The sequence below is a fragment of the Micromonospora sp. CA-246542 genome (genome assembly GCF_050942905.1).
In the GTDB taxonomy this organism is placed as follows: Bacteria; Actinomycetota; Actinomycetes; order Mycobacteriales; family Micromonosporaceae; genus Micromonospora.
This window is the reverse complement of record NZ_CP192040.1, coordinates 6,391,739-6,414,176: the sequence shown is the minus strand read 5'-3', so window position 1 is coordinate 6,414,176 and position 22,438 is coordinate 6,391,739. Positions and strand designations below refer to the sequence as shown.

Sequence of the window (22,438 nt, the reverse complement as noted above, 5' to 3'; positions counted from 1 at the left end):
ACCTCGCCCGGGAACTGCCAAAAGTGTCCACTTGATACGTCGTGATCAATGGGGACGGGCGGATTTGCCGGTGCTCGCTACATTGCACGATGCACGGTGCGCGGATCCGGGGGGCGCGACGTGTCCGGTGAGGGATCTTCGATACGAGAGGACCGCCGTGCGACAACCGAGCAGAACCGATCCGTTGTTCGTGGCCGTCGAGTCCGAAGCGATCACCCGCGCGGACGTCGCCGGTCTGGTCGCCGGGCGGATCGCCGCCGTCCGGGTGCCGGGGCTGCTGCCGGCGGCCCGCTGCCACGCGATCACCACGGCGCTCGCCGACGCGGAGATGGACCGCTACGACGAGAGTCGCGTGTTTCCCGTCGTCGCCAAGTTCGGCCCGGCCATCAACGACCACCGCGATGGTGGGGAGCTGCGTGAGGACTACTGGGAGGCGGCCGACGCCGCGGACAAGGGCTGGTCGACGTTGGGCCTGCCGGACTCGCCCCGCGAGCTGTGCCTGGCCGCGTTCCGGGCGGCCTGGCCGGACGTGTCGCCCGGGCGGCGGCAGGACCGGCAGATGCACGTCGGCATCGTCCGTGAGATCAACGCCGGCCTTCAGGTGCACTTCGACGACGCGGTCCGGGAGTATGCCGGCCGGCTGCTCGACAGCGAGGTGGTGGCCCAGTTGGCGTTCAACATCTACGTCCAGGTGCCGCCCGGGGGCGGGGAGACGGTGCTGTGGCGTCGCCGGTGGCAGCCGGACGACGAGGACCTGCGGATTCCCGGCGGGTACGGCTACCGGGAGTCGGTGGCCGACGGCGCGCAGTCGTTGACGTTGCGGCCGACGCTGGGAGAAGGATTCCTCTTCGACCCGCGCCACTATCACACGGTGCGTCCGGCGACGGATGGCCGGCGAATCTCCATAGGATGTTTCGTCGGGCTCACCGACGACGGTCGACTGGCTCTCTGGTCCTAGTGAAGGGCGTTTCCCCATGGTGGACAGAAGCGACGTCGAGGCGGCTGCGGCGCGGGTCGAGGGGCGGGTCCGGGAGACGCCGGTCATCACGGTCGACGGCGCCGACCTGGGCGTCCCCGGATTGCTCAGCCTCAAGCTGGAGCTGCACCAGCACACCGGTTCGTTCAAGCCGCGGGGAGCGTTCAACCGGATGCTCCAGGGGCCGCTGCCGTCGGCCGGGGTGATCGCCGCCTCGGGGGGCAACCACGGCCTCGCCGTCGCGTACGCGGCCCGTTCGCTGGGCGTGCCGGCGGAGGTCTTCGTGCCGGTCACCGCCTCGCCGGTCAAGGTTCAGCGGCTGGCCGGTCTGGGCGCGCAGGTACGGCAGGTGGGCCAGCACTATGCCGAGGCGTTGGCGGCCAGCTCCGAGCGGGCCGCCGAGACCGGAGCGCTCGTGGTGCACGCGTACGACCAGCCGGAGGTGGTGGCCGGGCAGGGCACCGTGGGCCGGGAGTTGGAACGCCAGCTCGGCGGGGTCGACACCGTGCTGGTCGCGGTCGGTGGCGGTGGGCTGGTGTCGGGCATCGCCACCTGGTTCGACGGGTCGGTGCGTGTCGTCGCCGTCGAGCCGGAGCAGATCCCCACCCTGAACACCGCACTGAAGGCGGGCCGGCCCGTCGACATCGAGGTGGGCGGTATCGCCACGGACTCGCTGGGCGCCCGCCGGATCGGCGAGATCGCCTTCGACACGGCCCGTCGTACCGGCGTGGTCTCGGTGCTGGTCCGCGACGACGACCTGACCCGCGCGCGTCGCCTGCTCTGGTCGGAGCTGCGGGTCGCCGCCGAGTTGGGCGGCGCCGCCGCGTTGGCCGCGCTGGTCGGCGGGGCGTACGTGCCCCGGGCGGGGGAGCGGGTCGCGGTGATCGTCTGCGGTGGCAACACCGACCCGAGTGACCTGGGCCCGTCAGCGCCCCACTGACTCCTCACCCACCGTTGCGCAGGCGGCGCAGCGCATGTTCCACCTGGAGGGTGTCCAGGTGGATGTCCCCGAGCAGCCGCCGCCGGTCGGCCAGCAGGTGCTCGTACACGTCGATCGCCTCGTCGACCCTCCCGTCGAGCAGGAGCACCACGGCGAGGGTGGCCCGGATGGCGAGCACCTCGCTGCGGTCGGCGTGCCGGGGATCCACGGTGGCCAGGGTGGCCCGCAGCTCCGCCTCCGCCTCGGCGAGGCGGCCCTGCTCCTGCATGCACCGGGCCAGCGTGTGCCGGGCCTGCCACGTCTCCGGCTGGTTCGACGGCCACAGCCGGTACCGAACCTCCAGGACCGCGTGCAGCATCTCCTCCGCCTCGGGGGCGCGGTGCTGGGCGAGGACGGCCAGCGCGAGGCTGTGCCGCACGACCATGGTCTCCCAGTGCTCGGGGCCGCGTACCTGTTGCTCTGCGGCGACGATCTGTCGTAGTTCCGACTCGGCCTCCGGCCACTGACGCTGCGCCATGATCGCCTTGGCGAGCTTGTGCCGGCTGGCGAGGGTGTCGGGGTCGCCGCTGCCCAGCACCCGGGTGCGGTCGGCGATCACGTCGCGCAGCACCCGGTCGGCCATCTCCGGCTGGTTACGCTCCAGCCAGGTACGGCCCAGCTCGTGGCGCAGCGCCAGCACCTCGGGCCGGTCCAGGTCATGGTCGTACGCGGCGCAGCCGCGCACGATCGGGTCGAGGATGTCGAAGGCCGAACCGGGCAGGCCGACGGCGATGAGGTAGCGGGCGGTGAGCCGGGTCAGTTCCAGCGCCCGGCGTACCGTCTCGGGGTCGTGCTTGTGTTTCGGCGCCAGATATTCACGCACGGCCTCGACCAGGTGCGGCACGAGTACGTCCCAGTTGGACCAGACGGTCGGATCGTCCGGATTCTGGCCCTCGGTGGCGGCGAGCAGCAGCTTCATGACCACGCCGTGGTACTCGGCGATATGCTCGCGGACCTCGTCGCGGTCGCGGAACATCGCGTGCACCAGCGGGTGCAGCGACAGCACGTGCGCGAAGGCCGGATCGGTGACGTCCTCCTGGACGTCGAAGTCGACCAGGGCGAGGTCGCCGATGCCCTCCAGCACCTTCACCCGCTGCCGGGCGGTCAGCCCTTCGAACAGGGGTGAACCGGCCAGGATGGCCGGCTTGAGGACCACCTCGTAGGGAACCGGGGAGATGCTCAGGCAGGCCAGCACGTTGAGCAGCGGCCGGCTCTGCTCGAGCCCGCGGCGGGCCAGCAGGTCCAGGGAGATGTCGTCGACCTCGCGGACGATCTCCAGGCCGAGGGATTCGTCGAGGTCGACGTCGGGGGCGTCGAGCGGCGCGCGGAACCGGCGTTCCACCGCCCGGCGGTAGTCGGCGAAGGTGGTGATGGTGGAGGAGCCGCGCCAGACCGGGCTGGCGTTGACCGAGCGCAGGTAGTTGCCGGCCGCACGCAGGGCCAGTGGCAACCCGCCCAGCTCACGGGCCAGTTCACGGGCGTCGTCGAGGCCGCCGGCCTGCGCGCCGGCGCGGTCGATGAGCACCTGCGCCCCGGCATCGGCGTCGAGTGGACGCACCTGGTGCAGGGTCGACCAGGTGCCCCAGGTGGCCCGGTTGCCGTCCCGGGTGGTCACCAGGACCATGCCGTCCTCGGCTTCCGGCCTGCGCAGCCAACCGGTGCCGTCGGCGAGCACGCCGTCGGTGGGGCCGAGCGTGGCGGGCTCGTCCGCGCTGTCGAAGATCAGCAGCCACGGCTGTCGGGCGTGGTTGAGGTAGCGCCAGACCAGGTCGGTGGCGCTGATCATGCCGGACCAGGCCTGGTCGACCTGGCTCTCCGACGCGCCGAGCTGGCTGACCACCTCGCGCATCCCGGAGTTCAGCCGGCCGGCCTGCACCCACCACACGGTACGACCGTCCGCGCGGGCCCGACGCGCTATCTCCAGGGCCACGTGACTCTTGCCGGAGCCGCCCATGCCACACAGGATGTGCACCGACGGCTCTTCCCCGTCGGTGTCCGCCGGATGCATGATCTCGTCGATCAGGTCGTCGCGGCCGTGCAGTGGGCTGTCCAGGCGCCCGAGTGGCGGATCGACGGAGACGCGGCTCGGTCGGTCGTAGGCCGGCCGGCGCACGCCCGCATCCTCGGGTGGAACGTCCGCAGTCAATGCGGTCCCCCTTCGGTGGCGAAATTGCGGCGCGGCGGGTGGCAGAGGAGATCATGTCCACTGGATGGACATTCGGAGGGGTCGTCACCCGCCCTACGTCAACCGCAAGGGTATCCACCGCCGCACTGGGTTGCACACTCTCCGTTTAGGTCACCCGAGCGACCGGAATCGACACCGCCATTTACAATTCGTCGGCCATTCGGACCGATCCGCCGTCCTCGACGTTCGCGTGGTGCATCCACGATGGACGCATGAACTGGTTGCCGTACGACGATGTGGCCGACTGGGGTTCCGTGCCGGACTGGTTCGGCGCGCTCGGCTCGATCGCGAGTGTGCTCTTCGTGTACCTCGGTCTGCGCCGGGAGATCCGCGCCCGTCGCGTCGACGAGATGCGGGTCCGGGCCACCCAGGCCCGGCTGGTCTCCGCGGTCACCGAGATCCGGGGCAACGCGGTGCTGCGGGTGACCGTGACCAACGAGAGTGACGCGCCGGTGCTCGATGTGACGGTACTGCCGCGACTGGTGCCGTCCGAGGATCCGGACGGCCCGCCCGTCGACCTCGCGGAAGCTAAACAAGTGGGACGCATTCACGGCCGGAAAAGCGCGGAACTGTTCGTCACGGTCGCCGCCGAGCGTCGGCTGCACGCGGCGACCGACAACGTTCTGGTGGAGTTGACCTTCACCGATCACGACGGGAACCGGTGGCGGCGTATCGGCTCCGGTCAACCCGAACCGGTGAACTGACGGAAACCCGATTCACAAACCGGTGGTTCGGCGACATGCATCGGCCGCCGAACCACCGGTTTGTCGTTCTCAGATTGGATATGTGCGGGCGACGGCCAGCATCTCGGAGCTGTGCGACCCCACGACCCCGACGGCCGGCGGCCGGGGCCGGAAGCCGGGCAGCGCGTCCAGCCCGTCGCTGGCGTCCATCGCCCGCAGCGCCACCTGCGCGGCGATCGGTCGCAGCGTCAGCGTGACCTCGACGCCCTCCGGCGGCGGGGCGTGAAAGACCAGCCCGAAACCCCACCTGCCCGCGCGCGGCTCCACCGGCGCCGCGCGCCCGGCGACCTCGGCGCGCAGCACGGTGGCGGTCGTCGTGTCGACGTGCAGGGTGGCGAGGCGGACCGCCCGCTGCGGAGTGAGGCGCAGCCGCAGCGTGCGTTCCCCACCGGCAGTGGTGTCGGCCAGCACGTCGAGCTTCGGCGCCGGCAGGCTGGCCGCCTGGGCCGGGCCGACCCGCAGCTCACCGTCGCCGAGGCCGGGGAAGTCGTCCGCCACGCTCGCCACCCCGTCGACGTAGCCGTCCGTCCACGGCTGTGGGTCGGTCTCGTGGCTCAACCAGCGGGCCTGCCCGGTGCCGGCGTCCATGGCGTACATCAGGTGGGTGGGCGCGGGATGGGCGGCGTCGAAGCGGTCCACGACCAGCCCGACCCCGGCGAGCACCACCGCCGCCACGGCGGCGGCGACAGCCGGCAGCGCGGCGCGTCGCCGGGCCCGCAGCGCCAGCAGGCCGCGCTGCCCGCCGGCCTGCGGGTGCAGCAGGTCGACCACCGGCAGCGCGGTCAGGCCGAGCAGCACCGCGACCAGCGCGGCCACCCCGCCCATCGCCATCCCCAGCGCGGGGAAGAGCAGTACCACCGTGGGCAGGAGGATCACGACGCCGACCGCAGCGGCGGCGGTCACCGCCACCACCGGCCACGGCCCGGTCTGCCGGGTACGCAGCGCGACCAGGCCGCCGAGGGCGCCGGCCAGGGCCGGCAGGGTGGTCAGGTACGCCCCGCCGGGTACCGCCACGGCGAGCAGCACCCCGAGCAGGGCCAACCAGGCCAGACCGCCCACGGCCAGCGCGGCCGGGCCGATCCGGCGGCGGGTCAGCGCGTACCAGGTGAACAGGATGGCGGCGGCGAGCGCCAACACGGCCAGCCGGTACCAGATCGGACGGTACGGGTCGAGCAGCTCCGCGTAACCCGGTCGGATCGTGGTGATCGCCAGCCAGAGCAGTTGGGCGGCGACCGGCGCGGCCACGATCGGCACGAGGGTGAGGCCGAAACCGGCGACCAGCCGGCCGGTGCTGGCGCGTCCGCTGCGGCGGGTCAGCCAACCCAGCGCCGCTACCGCGAGCACCGCGAGCAGGGCCAGCGGCAGGACGAGCCAGCCCGGGTAGCGGGCCAACCCGCCCGGCAGTGGGAAGTAGGTGGCGTCGTGCCCGGAGCGCAGGTCGGTCAGGTCGACCGCGCCGAACTCCCGGGCGAGGCCCAGCGCGTTGTCCCCGTGCTGCTGGAGGCTGCCCCGGTCCATGGCGGCCGGCGTGTCCAGCGGCGTGTGGTAGATCGCGCCGCCGTCGATGTAGGCCGAGTTCAACCCGACGAACCTCTGGTCGAGGAAGGCGGTGAAGTCGGTGTCGTTGGGCAGCGCCCGATAGATCTCCACCGCGAACGAGGTGCCCACCGGGTGGGGTGCGGCCCGACCGAAGACGTCCACCAGCTTCGCGTTGTTCTGCGAGGTCTCGAACATGATCACTGGACCGGTGGAACCGCGCGCCTCCAGGTTGAGCAGCACACCGCCGTCGGCGGCGAGCGGGTGGCTGGCGGCGAACGCCGCCGCGCCGCAGAGGCACGCCTCCTCGGCGTCCGTCAGCACGAAGACGACGTCGTTGCGGGGCCGTGGTCCGGTGGACAACGCGCGGGCCACCTCGAGGATGGCCGAGGTGCCGGCCGCGTCGTCGTTGCCGCCCGGTCCGGTCTGCACCGAGTCGTAGTGGGCGACCAGGAACACCCGGCCCGTCGGATCCGTCCCGGGTAGCCGGGCCACCACGTTGCGGACCCGGGCGAAGGTCGCGCCGCCGGCCGCCCCACTGAGCTGGCCGGCCTCCGGCGCGACGGTGTCCTGCACCTGGGTCTCCAGGCCCAGGCCGCGCAGCTTCTGCTCGATGTGCGCGCGAACCTGCTCGTTGGCGGGGCTGCCGGCGACGTGTGACCGGGCCGCGATCAACTGGACGTCCGCGTACGCCCGGGCGGCGCTGAACTCGCCCGGCGGCGCGTCCGCCGGCCGTGGCGCCGGGGTCCGCAGGTCAAGCAGGCTGCCGGCGCCGACGGCCGCCAGCGCGACCAGCGCCGCCGCGGCGGCCAGGAGGCGCCGTCGCGGTCGGGTCAGCGCGCGGTCGGCCGGGGGTACGCGCGGAGGTGGCGCCAGGGGTACGTCCGGCGCGACGGGGGTGGGAGGTGCGCCCATCCGAACTCCTCGAAGGTGGTGGGGCCTGGGGGTGGCCCCATCCTGCCGGTCGGCGGGTCGGAGGGGGACGGCCGGGCGTACACCGATCGTCGCGTCCGCTCTGTCCCCGCGATTCCCCCGACGGCAGTGATCCTGCCCATCCCCGCCCCGTGCCGCGGCCATCGTGTTGTGTGCGACCGTTGTCTAATACAGGATCAGCAGGGCACTCGGAAGGAGCCCGACATCACCAGCGAACTCCCGCGTCTCGCGGCGGTGACCCGGCCCCACCGGGGAGGCGGCCTGGCCGGCTCCCCTGTCGTGCCGTACCCGCACGGCGGGCTGGCGCGGCACGGCAACCTGCCGCCCGGCGAGCGGCTGCGGGTGCTGCTGGTGGAGGACGACGAGGGCGACGCCTTCCTGGTCGGTGAGCTGCTCGCCGAGACGAACTCGATGATCGACCTGCTGGTCGCCACCAGCCTGCGGGAGGCACGGCAGCGGATCGGCGACGTGGACTGCGTCCTGCTCGACCTGGGCCTGCCGGACGCCCAGGGGCTGGACGGGCTGCGCCAGGTGCTGGAGATGTCCAGCGGCGCGGCGGTCTGCGTCCTGACCGGCCGCTCGGACGAGCACCTGGGCGTCGTGGCGGTCGCCGAGGGCGCACAGGACTACCTGGTCAAGGGCCAGGTGGACGGGGTGCTGCTGACCCGGGCGCTGCGCTACGCGGTCGAGCGTAAGCGCGCCGACGAGAACGCCCGCCGGCTGCGCGAGGTCGAGCTGCGCCAGGCCGAGTCGGCCCGCCTCGAACGCGGCCTGCTGCCGCAGCCGCTGATGACGACCGACCAGGTGGCGGTACACACCTTCTACCGGCCGGGCCGGCACGCCGCGCTGATCGGCGGAGACTTCTTCGACGTGGTGCAGACCCGTCCGGACCGGCTCGACCTGATCGTCGGGGACGTCTGCGGGCACGGGGTGGACGAGGCCGCGCTCGGTGTGGAACTGCGGGTGGCCTGGCGGGCCCTCGTGCTCGCCGGGGTGCCGGACGACGAGGTGCTGCCCGCCCTGGAACAGGTGCTGATGAGTGAGCGCCGCCTTCAGGAGATCTTCGCGACGGTGGCCACCACCCGACTCGACCTGGACGCCAACCGGGCCACCGTCCGACTCGCCGGGCATCCGCCGCCGCTGCTGCTCTCCGGCGGCCGGGTCGTCCCGGTGCCCGCCCCCGGCGGCCTGCTGCTGGGCGTACGTCCCCGCCGGCCGATCGCCTTCGACCTGGAGTTCGACACCGATGACTGGTCCCTGCTGATGTACACCGACGGCCTGATCGAGGGACGGGTGGGCACGGGCAACGAACGACTCGACGTGCCGGGCCTGAGCGGGCTGCTCGACGAGCCCGCCAACCGGGAGGTGTCGCTGCCCGAGCTGCCCGCCTGGCTGGTCGGCCGGGCCGAGCAGATCAACGGTGGTCCGCTCGCCGACGACGTGGCGATGCTGCTGGTCAGCCGCGGTGGTGGCCGGTGACGCCGATGGTCGGCGGCTGGAGTCTGCGCCGCCGGGTCATCACGCTGCTCACCGTCGTGGGTGTGCTGTTGATCGGCCTGGCCGTCGCGGAGGCGGCCATGGCCGCCCGCAACCGCACCCAGATCGACGCGATCCTGAACCAGACCGGGCCGCTGCGGGTGCAGTCGCAGGAACTACTCAACGCGGTGCTCGACCAGGAGACGGCGGTGCGCGGGTACGCGGTCAGCGGTGACCCGGCCGACCTGGGTCCGTACGACGCGGGCCTCGAACAGGAGAAGGCCACCGTCGCCGGGATGCGGGCCCTGCTGCACGACTATCCGCAGATCGGTCAGGAACTGCGCACCGTCGAGGAGCGCTCGGCGCAGTGGCGGGAGACCGTCGCCGAGCCGGTGATCACGACGACGGAGCGCGAGGGCACCCGGGCCGGCCAGGCGCTCGTCACCGAGCAGGCCCGGCAGCGGTTCGACCAGGTCAGATCGGCCGTCGACGACCTGCAGAAGGAGATCCTGGACGCCCGGGAGCAGTCCGCCGCGGACGTCCGCAACAGCAGCAACGTGCTCGTCGTCCTGCTGATCATTGCGGCCCTGGTGGTCGTCGTGGCCGGCGCGGTGCTGCTGCTCTCGCTGGACCGCATGGTGGTCCGGCCCCTGACCGGCCTCGCCGACCAGGTCCGCGAGGTCGCCGCGGGCGACTACCAGCACCGCGTCGCCACCGTCGGCCCACCGGAGTTCATCCAGCTCGGCGACGACGTGGACGCGATGCGCCAGAAGATCGCCTCCGACCTGGCCGAGGTGCGGGAGGCCCGCGAACGCATCGAGTGGGTCAACAGTCAGCTCCAGAAGCAGGCCGAGGAGCTGACCCGGTCCAACCGTGACCTGGAGCAGTTCGCGTACGTGGCGTCCCACGACCTGCAGGAGCCGCTGCGCAAGGTGGCCAGCTTCTGCCAGTTGCTCCAGCGTCGCTACGCCGGGCAGCTCGACGAGCGGGCCGACCAGTACATCGCCTTCGCGGTGGACGGCGCGCAGCGGATGCAGCGTCTGATCAACGACCTGCTCGCGTTCTCCCGGATCGGCCGGCTCACCACCGGCTTCGTGGACGTCGACCTGAACAAGGTGATGGGCGACGTGGCCGGCCAGACCGAGGCCGCCCGGCAGTACGCGGACGCGGAGCTGACCTGGACCGACCTGCCGGTGATCCGTGGCGAGGAGCCGCTGCTCACGAACCTGCTGGCCAACCTGGTCAGCAACTCGATCAAGTTCCGTCGTCCGGACCTGCCACCGAAGGTGCACATCTCGGCTCGGCTGGTCGACGCCGAGTGGGAGATCAGCTGCCAGGACAACGGCATCGGTATCGAGCCGGAGTTCGCCGACAAGATCTTCGTGATCTTCCAGCGGCTGCACTCGAAGGACGCGTACCCGGGTACCGGCATCGGGTTGGCGATCGTCAAGAAGATCGTGGAATATCACGGCGGCCGGGTGTGGGTGGACACCGACGTGCCGGAGGGCACCGCCATCCGGTTCACGCTCCCGGCGCGTCCCGAGGACGTGGAGGCGGCAGCCGCCGGCGAACCGGTCGAGGAGCCGCAGGAGGGCTCGGCGGGCGACGCGCCGCCCGCGGAGGACGCTTCTCCCGCGCTGTCGGAGCACTCCGCCGGGGCGGACCAGCCGGACCGGGCCGACGGGCCGCCGGAAGGCGGTAGAACGGGTGACATGAGGGAGACGGTGGGATGACCGCGCCGGCGGACGGCAAGAGCCCGATCGAGGTCCTGCTCGTCGAGGACGACCCGGGTGACGTGTTGATGACCCAGGAGGCGTTCGAGGAGCACAAGCTGCGCAACCGGCTGACCGTCGTCTCCGACGGCGCCGAGGCGTTGGCCTACCTCCGGCGGGAGGGTCAGTACGCGGACGCCGTGGCGCCCGACCTGATCCTGCTCGACCTCAATCTGCCGCGCCGGGACGGGCGGGAGGTGCTGGAAGAGATCAAGAAGGACGAGGAGCTACGGCGGATCCCGGTGGTCGTCCTCACCACCTCCCAGGCCGACGAGGACATCCTGCGCAGCTACCAGCTGCACGCCAACGCCTACGTGACCAAGCCGGTCGACTTCGAGCGCTTCATCTCGGTGGTCCGGCAGATCGACGAGTTCTTCGTCAGCGTGGTCAAGTTGCCGCCGCGTGGCTGACACCCTGCTCGACGACGTCGGCGACCTCCTTTCGGAGGCCGCCGACCAGGTCGTGCTGCCGCTGTTCCGCAAGCTCGACGACGACGACGTGTCGGAGAAGGCGCCCGGCGAGGTGGTCACCGTCGCCGACCGTCGTGCCGAGGAGCTGATCTCCGCCGGGCTGCGTCGGCTGCGGCCGGGCTCGGTGGTGGTGGGCGAGGAGGGCGTCGCCGACGACCCGGCGCTGCTGGGCCACCTGCGCGACGCCGGGGACGTGTGGCTGGTCGACCCGGTCGACGGCACCGCCAACTTCGCCGCCGGCCGCCGACCGTTCGCCCTGATGGTCGCCCTGTTGACCGACGGGCGGCCGAAGGCGGGCTGGATCCTCGACCCGCTGGCGGGGACGCTTGCCGCCGGCCTTGCCGACGAGGGCACCCTGCTCAACGGTCAGCCGGTCGGCACCGCCGACGCCGTGTCGTCCCTTGGCGACATTCGTGGCGTGGCGATGACCCACTTCCTGCCGCCGGAGGCCCGCGACCGGGTCCGGGCCGGTGGCCGCCGGCTCGGCGAGCTGCTGCCCGGCCAGCACTGCGCCGGCCGGGAGTACCTGGACATCCTCACCGGCGAGCAGCAGTTCGCCCTCTTCTGGCGCACCCTGCCCTGGGACCATGCCCCGGGCAGCCTGTTGGTCCGCGCGGCGGGTGGCGTGTCCCGCCGGTTCGACGGCGAGGACTACCACCCGGCCGACGACGGTCGCGGGCTGCTCGTCGCGGCCAACGAACAGGTCTGGGCCCAGGTCCACGAGGCGCTGCTCAGCGCCTGAACCGGAGCCCTCCGGTGCGGCGCGCGACGACGCCGGCACGCTGCGTCGACACCGGGGCCGGTGGGCCGTCGCGGGACTGGTCACCGGCGCGCGTTCCGGTATCGTGACCGGCGGTCTCCGCCAGCAGGCCGCCGCCCGGCGCCGGCGAAGACGCCGCCGCGCAGAGTTTCACCGGGGGCCGGCGGTCGACGGAAGGACGCTTTCGTGCCCACGACCAGGCTCAGTCAGCCGCGCGTTCGCCGCGTACTGCTTCCTCTGCTCGCCGCCCTGGCGCTGGTGCTCGCTCCAGGCGTGCCCGCGTCGGCGGAGCCGGACGAGGGCGGCACCAAGAAGTTGCGGGACGCGCTGGAACTGACCGCCAAGGGCCACATCGAGGCCAAGGCCAAGCTGGACAACTCCAAGCGGCGGCAGACGGCGTTGAACGGCGAGCTGAAGGCCGTCGAGGTTCGCCTGGTCGGGTTGACCGCCCAGGTCGGCGAGGTGGCCGCGCAGTCGTACCGGGCGGGTCGGCTCACCCCGACGGCGATGCTGCTCAACACGGCGACTCCGCAGGCGTTCCTGCAACGGGCGGCCGACCTGGACCTGATGGCCCAGCGGGACAGCAAGCGGTTGCGGGACCTCACCGAGGCCCGGCAGCAGGCCCAGCAGGCCAAGATCGCCATCGACACCGAGGTCCGTGAGCAGCAGAAGCAGCTCGCCGTCATGGCCAAGAAGAAGAAGGAGGCCGAGGCGGCGCTGGCCGAGGTCAGCTCGGGCGGCAGCAGTGGCTTCAGCGGCGGCAGCTCGTCCTCGGCGAAGCCGGCGCCACGGAACTCCGACGGCTCGTGGCCATCGGAGTCCTGCTCGGTGAAGGACCCGACGACCTCGGGGTGCATCACCCCGCGCACCCTGCACGCCCTCAAGGAGACCCAGGCGGCCGGCTACAAGCGGCACGTCTCCTGCAAGCGCAGCGGTGGCGGCGGCGAGCATCCGAAGGGTCGGGCCTGCGACTTCTCGGCCGCCACGAACGGCTTCGAGGACAAGAACGCGACCGGCGGTGACAAGGCGTACGGGGACAGCCTGGCCGCCTGGCACGTCCGTAACGCCGAGCGTCTGGGCGTGCTCTACGTGATCTGGTACCGGCAGATCTGGCATCCCGGCACCGGGTGGCGTGCCTACAGTGGCAGCGGCAGTCCCGCCGCGTCGCACACGAACCATGTTCATCTCTCGATGTACTGACCCGGAGCGGCAGCTTCGCTGCGTACCATCGCGACGATGAGTTCCCCATCGTCCGACGTAGCGGCTCCCGAAGCTCCGCCCGTGCCGGTCACCGGCGGGGCGCTGCCCAACGGCCTGGCCGCCTTCCTGGTCTTCTTCGCCAGCGGCGCCGTGCTGGTGCTGGAGACGGTCGCGCTGCGCCTGGTCGGCCCGTACGTCGGGGTGACCCTCCAGGTGACCAGTTCGGTCATCGGCATCGCGCTCGCCGCGATCGCGTACGGCGCGTGGTCCGGCGGCTGGCTGGCCGACCGGCGCGACCCGCGCGGGCTGCTGGCGCCCGCCCTGGTGCTGGCCGGGATCGCCACCGCGATCACTCTGCCCGTGGTGCGCTACGCCGGCGAGGTACTCCGTGGTGGGGCGGCCAGCGCCATCCTGCTGCTCGTGGCACTCGCCGTGTTCGTGCCGGCGGCGCTGCTGGCGGCGGTCACCCCACTGGTGGTGAAGCTCCAGCTCGCCGACCTGCGCCGGACCGGCCAGGTGGTCGGCCGGCTGTCCGGCATCGGCACCCTGGGCGGCATCACCGCCACCCTGCTCACCGGCTTCGTGCTGGTCGCGGCGCTGCCCAGCACGGTCATCCTGCTGGCGCTGGCGATCTCCCTCGGCCTGGTCGGTATCGGTCTCGGCTGGTACCTGCGCCGTCAGACGCGTACCGACCTGCCCGGTCCGGCCCGTACCCGGGCCGCGCTGGCCGTCCTCGGCCTGCTCGGGGCGGGACTGAGCACCATCGCGCCGAACCCGTGCGACATCGAGACGGCGTACCACTGCGCCCGTGTCACCACCGACCCGAACCGGCCCAGCGGCCGGACGCTGCTGCTCAACTCGGCCCAGCACTCGTACGTCGACCTGGCCGACCCGAGGCACCTGGAGTACGCGTACACGAAGTGGATCGGCGCGGTCGCCGACGTGGCCGCGCCGGCCGGGCAGCGGTTGGACGCCCTGCACCTGGGCGGCGGCGGCTTCACCGTGCCGACGTACCTGACCGCCACCCGGCCGGGCACCGACAACGTGGTGTTCGAGATCGACGGTGGGCTGGTCGAGCTGGGCGAACGGGAACTCGGCGTACGACCGGGCCAAGGGCTGCGGGCGGTGGTGGGCGACGCCCGGATGCTGGTCGCCGATGAGCCGGCGGACAGCCGCGACCTGGTCGTCGGCGACGCGTTCGGCCACCTGGTGGTGCCCTGGCACCTGGCGACCCGGGAGATGGCCGCCGAGATCCGGCGGGTGACCCGTCCCGGCGGGGTGTATGTGCAGAACGTCATCGACTACCCGCCGCTGCGCTTCATCCGCGCCGAACTGGCGACGGTCGCCGCCGAGTTCACGAACGTTGCGCTGATCGCCCCGCCGGAGGCGCTCGCCGAACAGCGGGGCAGCAACTTCCTCATCGTCGCCTCGGACGCGCCGCTGCCGCTGGCCGCCGTCCGCGCCCGCCTCGACGTGGTCGACGCGAGCGTCAGCCTGCTCTCGGGCGCGGACCTCACGGACTTCGTCGGCACGGCGATGGTGCTGACCGACGACTACGCGCCGGTGGACCAACTGCTGGCGACCGCCTGATCGGGTGAAATTCCTGACCGATTCCGATCCTTCAGGTGTAGACCGGTCGGTGCTGGGCAACAACGGCCACCATGGGCGGTGGGGACCGTAACGGCGCGCAACTCCTCGACGAGCGGTATCGGCTCGTCGAGCAGCTCGGCGCGGGTGGCATGTCGGTGGTCTGGCGCGGTTACGACGAGGTGCTGGGCCGCCAGGTCGCGGTGAAGGTGCTGGCGTCACGGCTGGCCACCGACCGGGCCTTCCGGCACCGCATCCGCGTCGAGGCGCAGGCCGCCGCGCGGCTCTGCCATCCCAACATCACCAACGTGTACGACTACGGCGAGTCCCACCAGGTCGGCCTGACCGTGCCGTACGTCGTGATGGAACTGGTCGACGGCGGTTCGCTGGCGACCCGGCTCGGCCGCGAACTGCGGCTGCCTTGGCGTGAGGCGGTGACGATCGGCGCGGAGGTCAGCTCGGCGCTGGCCACCGCGCACGGCCGTGGGGTCGTGCACCGCGACGTCACCCCGGGCAACGTCATGCTCACCTCGACCGGGGTGAAGGTGGTCGACTTCGGCATCTCCGCGTTGGTGGGGGAGAGCGAGAAGGGGCCGGACGGCGCGTTGCTGGGCACGCCCGCGTACCTTGCGCCGGAGCGGCTGGACAACGGCCAGGTCTCCCCGGCCACCGACGTGTACGCCGTGGGGCTGCTGCTCTACCGGATGCTCACCGGTCGGTTGCCGTGGGAGGCGACCACGACCACCCAGATGCTGCGGGCGCACATGTACAGCGACCCGGAGCCGATGCCCGCGGTGCCGGGGCTGCCCGACGAGGTGACCGACCTGGTCCGGCGCTGCCTCGCCAAGCGACCCGCCGACCGGCCGGCCACCGCCGAGTTGGCCCGGACCCTCGCCGAGGCGGCCGGAATGCTGGCGGCGGTACCGGTCTCACCGGCCGGCGGTCCGCTGGACCCCGCCGAGCTGGCCAACGCGGGCACCACGATCCTGCCCTGGTCGGCGGAGACGGACGCTCTTCCGCTGTCGCGGACCCGGCGTGGCCGCATCCGGCAGGCGAACCGGCGTCGGCGGGTGGAGGCCGGGGTGGCAGCCGTCGGGTTGATCGCGGTCACCGGGGCGATGTGGGGGCTCACCTCCCGCAGCCCGGCCAGCGGCCAGGACCGGCCCACCACCGAGGCGCGGATGGGTCTGCCGGAGAAGGCGCCCTGCGAGGTGGCGTACGCGCTGCGCACCGACTCCGGCAAGGACTTCACGGCGGAGTTGACCCTGACCAACACCGGCGACCGGGCGCTGAGCGACTGGACGATGAGCTTCACGTTCCCCGGCCAGCAGAAGGTGACCAAGGCCGAGCCCGCCCCGGCGCAGCAGCAGGGCGGCGCGGTGCAGATCCGCCCCGCGGCGCAGCGGACGACGCTGGCACCCGGCGCGGCCGAGAAGCTGACGTTGGCCGGTACGTACACCGGGGCGAACCCGCTGCCGGTGGAGTTCCGGCTCGGCGACGCGACCTGCGGGGTACGCGTTTCCGGGGTGGCCGGGTCGGTCCCGTCCACCGCCCCGGCCGTCAAGGTCGCCCCGACCAAGGCCGCACCGAAGAAGACGACGAAGACCACCACCAAGGTCGCCCCCAAGGCACCGGCCCAGCCGAAGGCGCCCGAGAAGCCGAAGGCGCCGAAGAAGCCGTCCGAGGCCAAGGGGGCGGGTGGTCCGGGAAAAGGGTGACAGCGCCTGAGGGGCCCGCGCGCCACCCGAAGTGAGCTGTCAGCGCCGCCCCGCGAACCGCTGCACCTGGTCTATCCCGCCCTCCACGACCAGCACTCCGCCGTCCACGAGCGCGGTGTCGTCCGAGGCGTACCGGAAGCGCTCGCCCGGCACCTTCGCGCCGATCACCCGGACCCCGTCGCGCTCGTGCGGACGCAGGTCGTGCAGTGTCCGACCGACCAGGGACGGCGGAACCCGGACGGTGGCGATCGCGAAGTCGTCGTCGAACTCGATGAAGTCGAGCAACCGACTGACGATCAGGTGCGCCACCCGGTCACCGGTCTCCGCCTCCGGGAAGATCACGTGGTGCGCGCCCACGGACGAGAGGATCTTGGCGTGCTTCTGCGACGTGGCGCGGGCCCAGATCTGCGGCACGCCCAGCTCGACAAGCGCCAGCACGGTGAGCACGCTCGCCTCCACCGACGCCCCGATGGCCACCACGGCCCGGCCGAAGCTCGCCACGCCGAGCTGCCGCAACGCCCCCTCCTCGGCCGCGTCCGCCTGCACCACCCGGTCGAACTGGGCCGAGAAGCGCTGCACCTGGTCCGGATTTCGGTCGACGGCCAGCACCTCGCGTTCCATCCGGGCCAGGGACCCGGCCAGGTGGCAGCCGAACCGACCCAGCCCGATCACGACGACGCCACCGCCGTCCGCTCGTCTCGTCGACACCTCGACCTCCTCGTCGCTAGCCGACAATCGGCTGTTCCTGGGGATAGCGGTAGAGCCTGCGTCGGGTGTTCAGGGCGATCGCCGACCCGAGGGTGAGCGGCCCGACCCGACCGATGAACATCAACACCGTCAGCACCACCTGACCACTGCTCGGCAGTTCGCCGGCCAGGCCGATGGTCAGCCCGGTGGTGCTGAACGCGGACGTGACCTCGAACAGCACCGCGACGAACCGCACTCCCTCGGTGAGCAGCAACAGGAGCATCGTCCCGGCGGTGACCAGCGCGACGCTCAGCAGAGCGACGGTGACGGCCTGCCGCTGGCTGGCGGTGGCCACCCGGCGGTGCCCGACCGTCACGTCGGGCTCCCCGCGCAGCTCCGCCCAGATGGTGAACGCCAGCAGGAAGAACGTGGACACCTTGATGCCGCCGGCCGTGCTGGCGCTCCCGCCACCGATGAACATCAGGACGATGAGCAGCGGATAGCTCTCCTCCTGGAGATCGCCGATGTTCAGGACACTGAATCCGCCCGTCCGGCTCAACGCGATCTGCGTGAACGACGCGAGCGTTTTTCCGGCGGCGTCGTACGGGCCGATCGTGCTGGCGTTGGTCCACTCGGCGGCGAGCAGGCCGACGAAGCCGAGCAGCAGCAGCGCCACGCTGCCCCAGATCGTCAGCTTGGTGGCGACCGCCCAGCCCGCCGGCCTGCGCCACTCGCGCACCGCCTCGAACAGCGCGGGGAACCCGAGACCGCCGACGATGGCGCCGAACGCCAACGGCAGCGACACCCACGGGTCGCGGTCGAAGGCCAGCAGGCCGTCCGAGTAGAGCGCGAACCCACCGTTGTTGAACGCCTGGACGGAGTGGAACACCCCCGACCAGAGGGCCCGGCCGGGCGGGTAGTCGTACGCCCCCCAGAGGCGGCCGGCGACCAGCGCCGTCATCACCGCCTCGCAGGCGAAGACGGTCACCGCGATCCGGCTCAGCAGCCGGGTCACGTCTCCGACGCCGAACTCCGCCGTCTCGGCCTGCACCAGCAGCCGGTTGCGCAGGCCGAGCTGGCGGGAGACCACGAGGATGACAAGCGCCGCGACGGTGAGGATGCCGAGACCGCCGAGCTGCGTGAGCAGGGTGATCACCAAAAGTCCGCCGCCGGACCAGTAGTTCGGGGTGTCGGTGACCGCCATGCCGGTGACGGACACCGCCGAGGTGGAGGTGAACAGCGCGGTGACCAGGGGCGGTCGCTGGTGCTGAACGGTCGACCAGCGCGTCATCAGCAGCCCGGTGCCGAACAGGATCGGCACCAGGAACCCCAGCGGCACGAGCCGCACGGGGTTGCGGAGTAACCGACGCACCAGACAATCTTCCTTTTCCGTACGACCGCCGGAGTCGGAACGCCCATTCCGGAGATTCACCTGCCGGTCAGACATCGACCAACTCCCGGCCAATCGCACCGGGTCTGCTGTCTGCGACACCCCCGATGACAGGAGACGGCGTTGCGACGTACCCTCTCGACCCTCGGTGTGGCCGGCGCGCTGCTCGCCGCCGCCGTGGCCGTGCCCACCATGGCCGCCGCCGACCCCTCGTCCGATGCGGACCGCGCCCGGCCCACCGACCGGCCGATCGTCGTCGGTCACCGCGGGGCCAGCGGTTACCGGCCGGAGCACACCCTTGAGGCGTACCGGCTGGCGATCCGGATGGGCGCCGACTACATCGAGCCGGACCTGGTGTCCACCTCCGACGGCGTGCTGGTCGCCCGGCACGAGAACGAGATCTCCGGCACCACCGACGTCTCGGCCCACCCGGAGTTCGCGGCCCGCAAGGCGACGAAGACCATCGACGGCGTCGCCGTGACCGGCTGGTTCACCGAGGACTTCACCCTCGCCGAGCTGAAGACGCTGCGGGCCAAGGAGCGGCTGCCGCAGGTACGCGTCGCGAACACCGCCTTCGACGGCCGCTTCGAGGTGCCCACCCTCCAGGAGGTCATCGACCTCGCCCGGACCGAGGGGCGGGCACGGGGCCGCACCATCGGCATCTACCCGGAGACGAAGCACCCGAGCTACTTCACGTCCATCGGCAAGCCGCTGGAGGAGCCGCTGCTGGCGGTGCTGCGGCAGAACAAGCTGGACCGGAAGAACTCGCCGGTCTTCATCCAGTCGTTCGAGACGGCCAACCTGCGCCGGCTGAGCCGACTCACCGAGGTGAAGCTGATCCAGCTCCTCGACGCGACCGGCCGCCCGTACGACTTCACCGCCGCCGGTGACACCCGCACCTACCAGGACCTCGCCACGGCCGCCGGCCTGAAGTGGGTCGCCGGGTACGCCGACGGCATCGGCGCGAACAAGAACCTGATCGTGCCCCGCGACGCCGCCGGCAACCTGCTCGCCCCGACGAACGTGGTCCGGGACGCGCACCGCGAGCGGCTGCTCGTGCACTCCTGGACGTTCCGCGCGGAGAACCAGTTCCTCCCCGTCGACTTCCGCATCGGCACCGACCCGAACGCGCGCGGCGACATCACGGCCGAGTACGAACTGTTCTTCGGCCTCGGGTTGGACGGCGTCTTCAGCGACCACCCGGACACGGCGGTCGCCGCCCGCGCCGGCCTCTGACCCCGCCGACACCGCCCCGGGCCGCTGACCCGCCCGCTGGTCCTCGGTCCGCCCGCTGACCCGCCGCTGGTCCTCGGCCCGGAGCTGACCCGCTCCGAGTCGACCACCGGGCCGATCACGCCCGGCCCACACGCTGGCCCGTCGTCCGTCACCTCGGACGCCGGGCCAGCGGCGTTTCCGACATCGGTGCGGGGCGTGGGCAGAGTCGCTGGATCGCCGGCGGCCGAGGGCCAACCCATTCCGACGCTCGCCCCGCACGGGGATCGACCGCAAGATCGTGCTCGATCCAGGAAGTAGTGGCATCGCCGCGCCCCGGAGGCCACTACTTCCACGATCGAGCACGATCTTGATGGGGCGGAGGCGGCATGGGGGCAGCAACTTCCCTGTTGATGCTGCTCCCGCCGGCCCTAAAGCAGCAACGACAGGGAAGTTGCGCGGATCTTCGCCCGCTCGACCTCGCCAGCCGCGGCTCCGGCCTCGGCGATGGCGGTCGGGGCGGGAGGGGCGACGCGGAGGAGTGCGGAGGGCGGGAGGGGCGACGCGGAGAAGTGCGGAGGGGCGGGAGGGGCGATGCGGAGGAGTGCGGAGGGTGGGCGGGGCGGAGGGTGGAGCGTCAGCGGCCGGGGTGCTCGGCGACGTAGGTGCCGCGCCCGGGCTGGCCGGTGATCAGCTCGCGGTCGTGCAGCAGGGAGAGCGCCCGCGACGCCGTGTTCATGTGCACGGCGTAGCTCTCGGCGAGTTCCCGAGTGGAGGGCAGCTTGTCACCCGGCTTCAACTCGCCGCTCTTGATTTTCGCGGCGATCTCGTTGGCGATACGCCGGTAGGGCGCTTCTGCTGTGGGCATGGTGAGGACTCCGGTCGGTTCGGCTCCTCGATCATGCCGGCCTACACCAATAACTGCAACAAGTTGCGATGCCGTCGTGTCGCAGCGTCGACCTACACAAGCAATTGGTGTAGGTTGCTGGATGTCCGGCTCCGGTTGGTTCGGCAAACCCTCGGAGTTCGGGCCATTGGTGGGCTCCGCGTTCGTACCGCCGCTGTCGAGAGCTGCGGGCGTGGGGCCGGGCGGTCCGGTGAGCGTCCCCTACCCGCGCACCGGACCGCCCTCCAGGTCGACGGATCGACGGATCGAGGGTGAGCATGACGAGGGAGCGCTTCGTGGTGCACCTGCCGGTGGTGGCCGCCGACCTGCCGGGGGCGTTGCGGTTCGCGCGGGCGATCACGCGGGCGCTGGGTTTCCTCGCCGACGTGGACCGGGCGGAGACGACGGTGTCGGAGGAGGACGCTCAGTGCGTACGACATCGGGTGTTCTGTGACCACCTGCTCGGCGGCCGGCGGCGGTGCCCGCGCCCGGCGGACCACGCCGGGCCGTGCGGCTGACGGCGGATGGCTCGGGGCGACACACCTGTCGATCCGTCCGTGGCGCTGCGGACCATCGGGAGACCCGGGTCGGGGGTGGTAGTGCGGCCGGTTGTAACCCCGGGCCACCCCCCTGGCGTTACTTGTGTGTTTCCGCCACATAGCCCGTGGGTGACGTCACTTCTAGCGTGAGCCGACAACCAAGCATCCTGTCCTCACCTGGAGTCGCGATGACGGTCCGGCACACGCGGCGGGCGTTCCTCTCCGCCGCCACGATGATGGCCGCGGCGCTGGCCGCCACGGCCTGCGGTAGCCCGCAGGACACCGCCACCGGCGGCGGCGACAGTGCCGCCCCGGTCAAGGTCGGCCTGGTGTACTCCCAGTCGGGAGCCCTGGCCAGCTACGGCAAGCAGTACATCGAGGGTTTCAAGGCGGGGCTCGACTTCGCCACCAAGGGCACCGGCAAGGTCGGTGACCGGAAGATCGAGTTGACCGAGGTCGACGACGCCGGTGACCCTGCCAAGGCGGTCTCCGCCGCGAAGGACCTGATCGGCAAGGGCACGAAGATCATTGCCGGCTCGACCGCGTCCGGGGTGGCGTTGCAGGTCGCGCCGATCGCGGCACAGAACAAGGTTCTCTTCATCTCCGGCCCGGCCGCGACCGACGCGGTGACGGGGGCGAACAAGTACACGTTCCGGTCCGGCCGGCAGTCCTACCAGGACGTGGTGACGGCCAAGTCCTTCATCGGCGACCCGACCGGCAAGAAGGTCGTGGTCTTCGCCCAGGACGGCGCGTTCGGCGACGCCAACGAGGCGGCCGTCAAGACCGTCATCGGCGGCGCGGGCGCCACCGTGAGCAGCGTCCGGGCCCCGGCCAGTGCCACCGAGTTCACGCCGTTCGCCAGCCAGATCAAGGCCGCCAAGCCGGACCTGCTCTTCGTCGCCTGGGCCGGCACGACCGCCCCGGCCATGTGGCAGACCCTCGACCAGCAGGGCGTGCTGTCGTCCACCACGGTCGTCACCGGCCTGGACATCCGCGCCTCGTGGCCCACCTTCGGGGCGGCCGGCGCGAAGATCTCCTTCCTGTCGCACTACTTCGACGGCGCGTCCGACACCGAGGCCAGCAAGGCGCTCAAGGCCAAGGTGAACACGATCGACCTGTTCCACCCGGACGGCTTCGCCGCCGCCCAGATGGTGGTGCGGGCCGTGCAGGAGGGTGGCGACGACGTCGACAAGATGGTCAAGGCTCTCGAGGACTGGAGCTTCGACGGGGTCAAGGGCAAGATGACCATCCGCGCCGCCGACCACGCGCTGCTCCAGCCGATGTTCCAGGCCAAGCTGACCGGCAGCGGCACCGACTTCACGGCGACCGCGCAGAAGAGCCTCACCGGCGACGAGACCGCGCCACCGGCCGTGGCCATGAAGGGCTGAG

At 71.8% G+C, this 22,438-nt stretch carries 18 protein-coding genes; 13 read left to right on the top strand and 5 right to left on the bottom strand.

The features are described 5' to 3' along the window. The first annotated feature begins 190 nt into the window (after positions 1–190). Complete coding sequence (locus ACQP0N_RS29800) at positions 191–958, top strand: 2OG-Fe(II)-dependent halogenase WelO5 family protein (protein ID WP_433115702.1); 768 nt, start codon at positions 191–193, stop codon at positions 956–958. 16 nt (positions 959–974) lie between these two features. Beyond that, positions 975–1,916, top strand: coding sequence for a threonine/serine dehydratase (locus ACQP0N_RS29795; RefSeq protein ID WP_433115700.1), 942 nt, complete (start codon positions 975–977; stop codon positions 1,914–1,916). A gap of 4 nt (positions 1,917–1,920) precedes the next feature. On the opposite strand, the gene ACQP0N_RS29790 is transcribed toward ACQP0N_RS29795, so the two are convergent. Continuing rightward, on the bottom strand, positions 1,921–4,068 hold the full coding sequence (locus ACQP0N_RS29790; protein ID WP_433115698.1) for a tetratricopeptide repeat protein: 2,148 nt from the start codon (positions 4,066–4,068) through the stop codon (positions 1,921–1,923). Between the two features lie 284 nt (positions 4,069–4,352). Between ACQP0N_RS29790 and ACQP0N_RS29785 the strand changes: the two genes are divergently transcribed. Further along, entirely contained in the window at positions 4,353–4,844 is a 492-nt protein-coding gene (locus tag ACQP0N_RS29785; RefSeq protein WP_355053513.1) for a hypothetical protein, read from the top strand. 69 nt (positions 4,845–4,913) lie between these two features. Here the strand turns inward: ACQP0N_RS29785 and ACQP0N_RS29780 are convergent, their stop codons facing one another. Further along, positions 4,914–7,334, bottom strand: coding sequence for a M28 family peptidase (locus ACQP0N_RS29780; RefSeq protein ID WP_433115696.1), 2,421 nt, complete (start codon positions 7,332–7,334; stop codon positions 4,914–4,916). 252 nt (positions 7,335–7,586) lie between these two features. On the opposite strand from ACQP0N_RS29780, the gene ACQP0N_RS29775 reads away from it, so the two are divergent. The 7 genes from ACQP0N_RS29775 (at position 7,587) to ACQP0N_RS29745 (ending at position 16,335) form a co-directional block, all read left to right on the top strand. Continuing rightward, positions 7,587–8,831: a PP2C family protein-serine/threonine phosphatase gene (locus ACQP0N_RS29775; protein ID WP_357172283.1), complete on the top strand. Its 1,245-nt coding sequence runs from the start codon at positions 7,587–7,589 to the stop codon at positions 8,829–8,831. A gap of 5 nt (positions 8,832–8,836) precedes the next feature. Next, positions 8,837–10,561, top strand: a complete 1,725-nt coding sequence (locus tag ACQP0N_RS29770; protein ID WP_433121879.1) for a sensor histidine kinase — start codon at positions 8,837–8,839, stop codon at positions 10,559–10,561. Then, entirely contained in the window at positions 10,558–11,010 is a 453-nt protein-coding gene (locus ACQP0N_RS29765; protein WP_088950306.1) for a response regulator, read from the top strand. The genes ACQP0N_RS29770 and ACQP0N_RS29765 overlap by 4 nt, the downstream gene beginning before the upstream one ends. Continuing rightward, the gene (locus ACQP0N_RS29760; RefSeq protein WP_433115694.1) at positions 11,003–11,812 is read left to right on the top strand and encodes an inositol monophosphatase family protein; all 810 of its coding nucleotides are present in this window, start codon (positions 11,003–11,005) and stop codon (positions 11,810–11,812) included. The genes ACQP0N_RS29765 and ACQP0N_RS29760 overlap by 8 nt, the downstream gene beginning before the upstream one ends. A 246-nt stretch (positions 11,813–12,058) precedes the next feature. Next, complete coding sequence (locus ACQP0N_RS29755; RefSeq protein WP_396800288.1) at positions 12,059–13,030, top strand: coiled-coil domain-containing protein; 972 nt, start codon at positions 12,059–12,061, stop codon at positions 13,028–13,030. A gap of 36 nt (positions 13,031–13,066) precedes the next feature. Next, on the top strand, positions 13,067–14,620 hold the full coding sequence (locus tag ACQP0N_RS29750) for a fused MFS/spermidine synthase (RefSeq protein WP_433115692.1): 1,554 nt from the start codon (positions 13,067–13,069) through the stop codon (positions 14,618–14,620). 71 nt (positions 14,621–14,691) lie between these two features. Beyond that, complete coding sequence (locus ACQP0N_RS29745) at positions 14,692–16,335, top strand: protein kinase domain-containing protein (RefSeq protein WP_433115690.1); 1,644 nt, start codon at positions 14,692–14,694, stop codon at positions 16,333–16,335. Between the two features lie 39 nt (positions 16,336–16,374). Here the strand turns inward: ACQP0N_RS29745 and ACQP0N_RS29740 are convergent, their stop codons facing one another. Continuing rightward, positions 16,375–17,043 (bottom strand): potassium channel family protein, encoded by a 669-nt coding sequence (locus ACQP0N_RS29740; protein ID WP_433115688.1) that lies wholly within the window; start codon positions 17,041–17,043, stop codon positions 16,375–16,377. A gap of 16 nt (positions 17,044–17,059) precedes the next feature. Next, positions 17,060–18,394, bottom strand: a complete 1,335-nt coding sequence (locus ACQP0N_RS29735; protein WP_433115687.1) for a TrkH family potassium uptake protein — start codon at positions 18,392–18,394, stop codon at positions 17,060–17,062. Between the two features lie 141 nt (positions 18,395–18,535). On the opposite strand from ACQP0N_RS29735, the gene ACQP0N_RS29730 reads away from it, so the two are divergent. Beyond that, positions 18,536–19,648: a glycerophosphodiester phosphodiesterase gene (locus tag ACQP0N_RS29730; protein ID WP_433115685.1), complete on the top strand. Its 1,113-nt coding sequence runs from the start codon at positions 18,536–18,538 to the stop codon at positions 19,646–19,648. A 613-nt stretch (positions 19,649–20,261) separates the two neighbouring features. On the opposite strand, the gene ACQP0N_RS29725 is transcribed toward ACQP0N_RS29730, so the two are convergent. Beyond that, on the bottom strand, positions 20,262–20,492 hold the full coding sequence (locus ACQP0N_RS29725) for a GntR family transcriptional regulator (RefSeq protein WP_139586398.1): 231 nt from the start codon (positions 20,490–20,492) through the stop codon (positions 20,262–20,264). A 296-nt stretch (positions 20,493–20,788) separates the two neighbouring features. Here ACQP0N_RS29725 and ACQP0N_RS29720 point away from each other — a divergent pair, with 296 nt between their 5' ends. After that, positions 20,789–21,028, top strand: coding sequence for a hypothetical protein (locus ACQP0N_RS29720; protein ID WP_433121878.1), 240 nt, complete (start codon positions 20,789–20,791; stop codon positions 21,026–21,028). A 209-nt stretch (positions 21,029–21,237) separates the two neighbouring features. Further along, on the top strand, positions 21,238–22,437 hold the full coding sequence (locus tag ACQP0N_RS29715; protein ID WP_421473300.1) for a substrate-binding domain-containing protein: 1,200 nt from the start codon (positions 21,238–21,240) through the stop codon (positions 22,435–22,437). Position 22,438 lies beyond the last annotated feature (1 nt).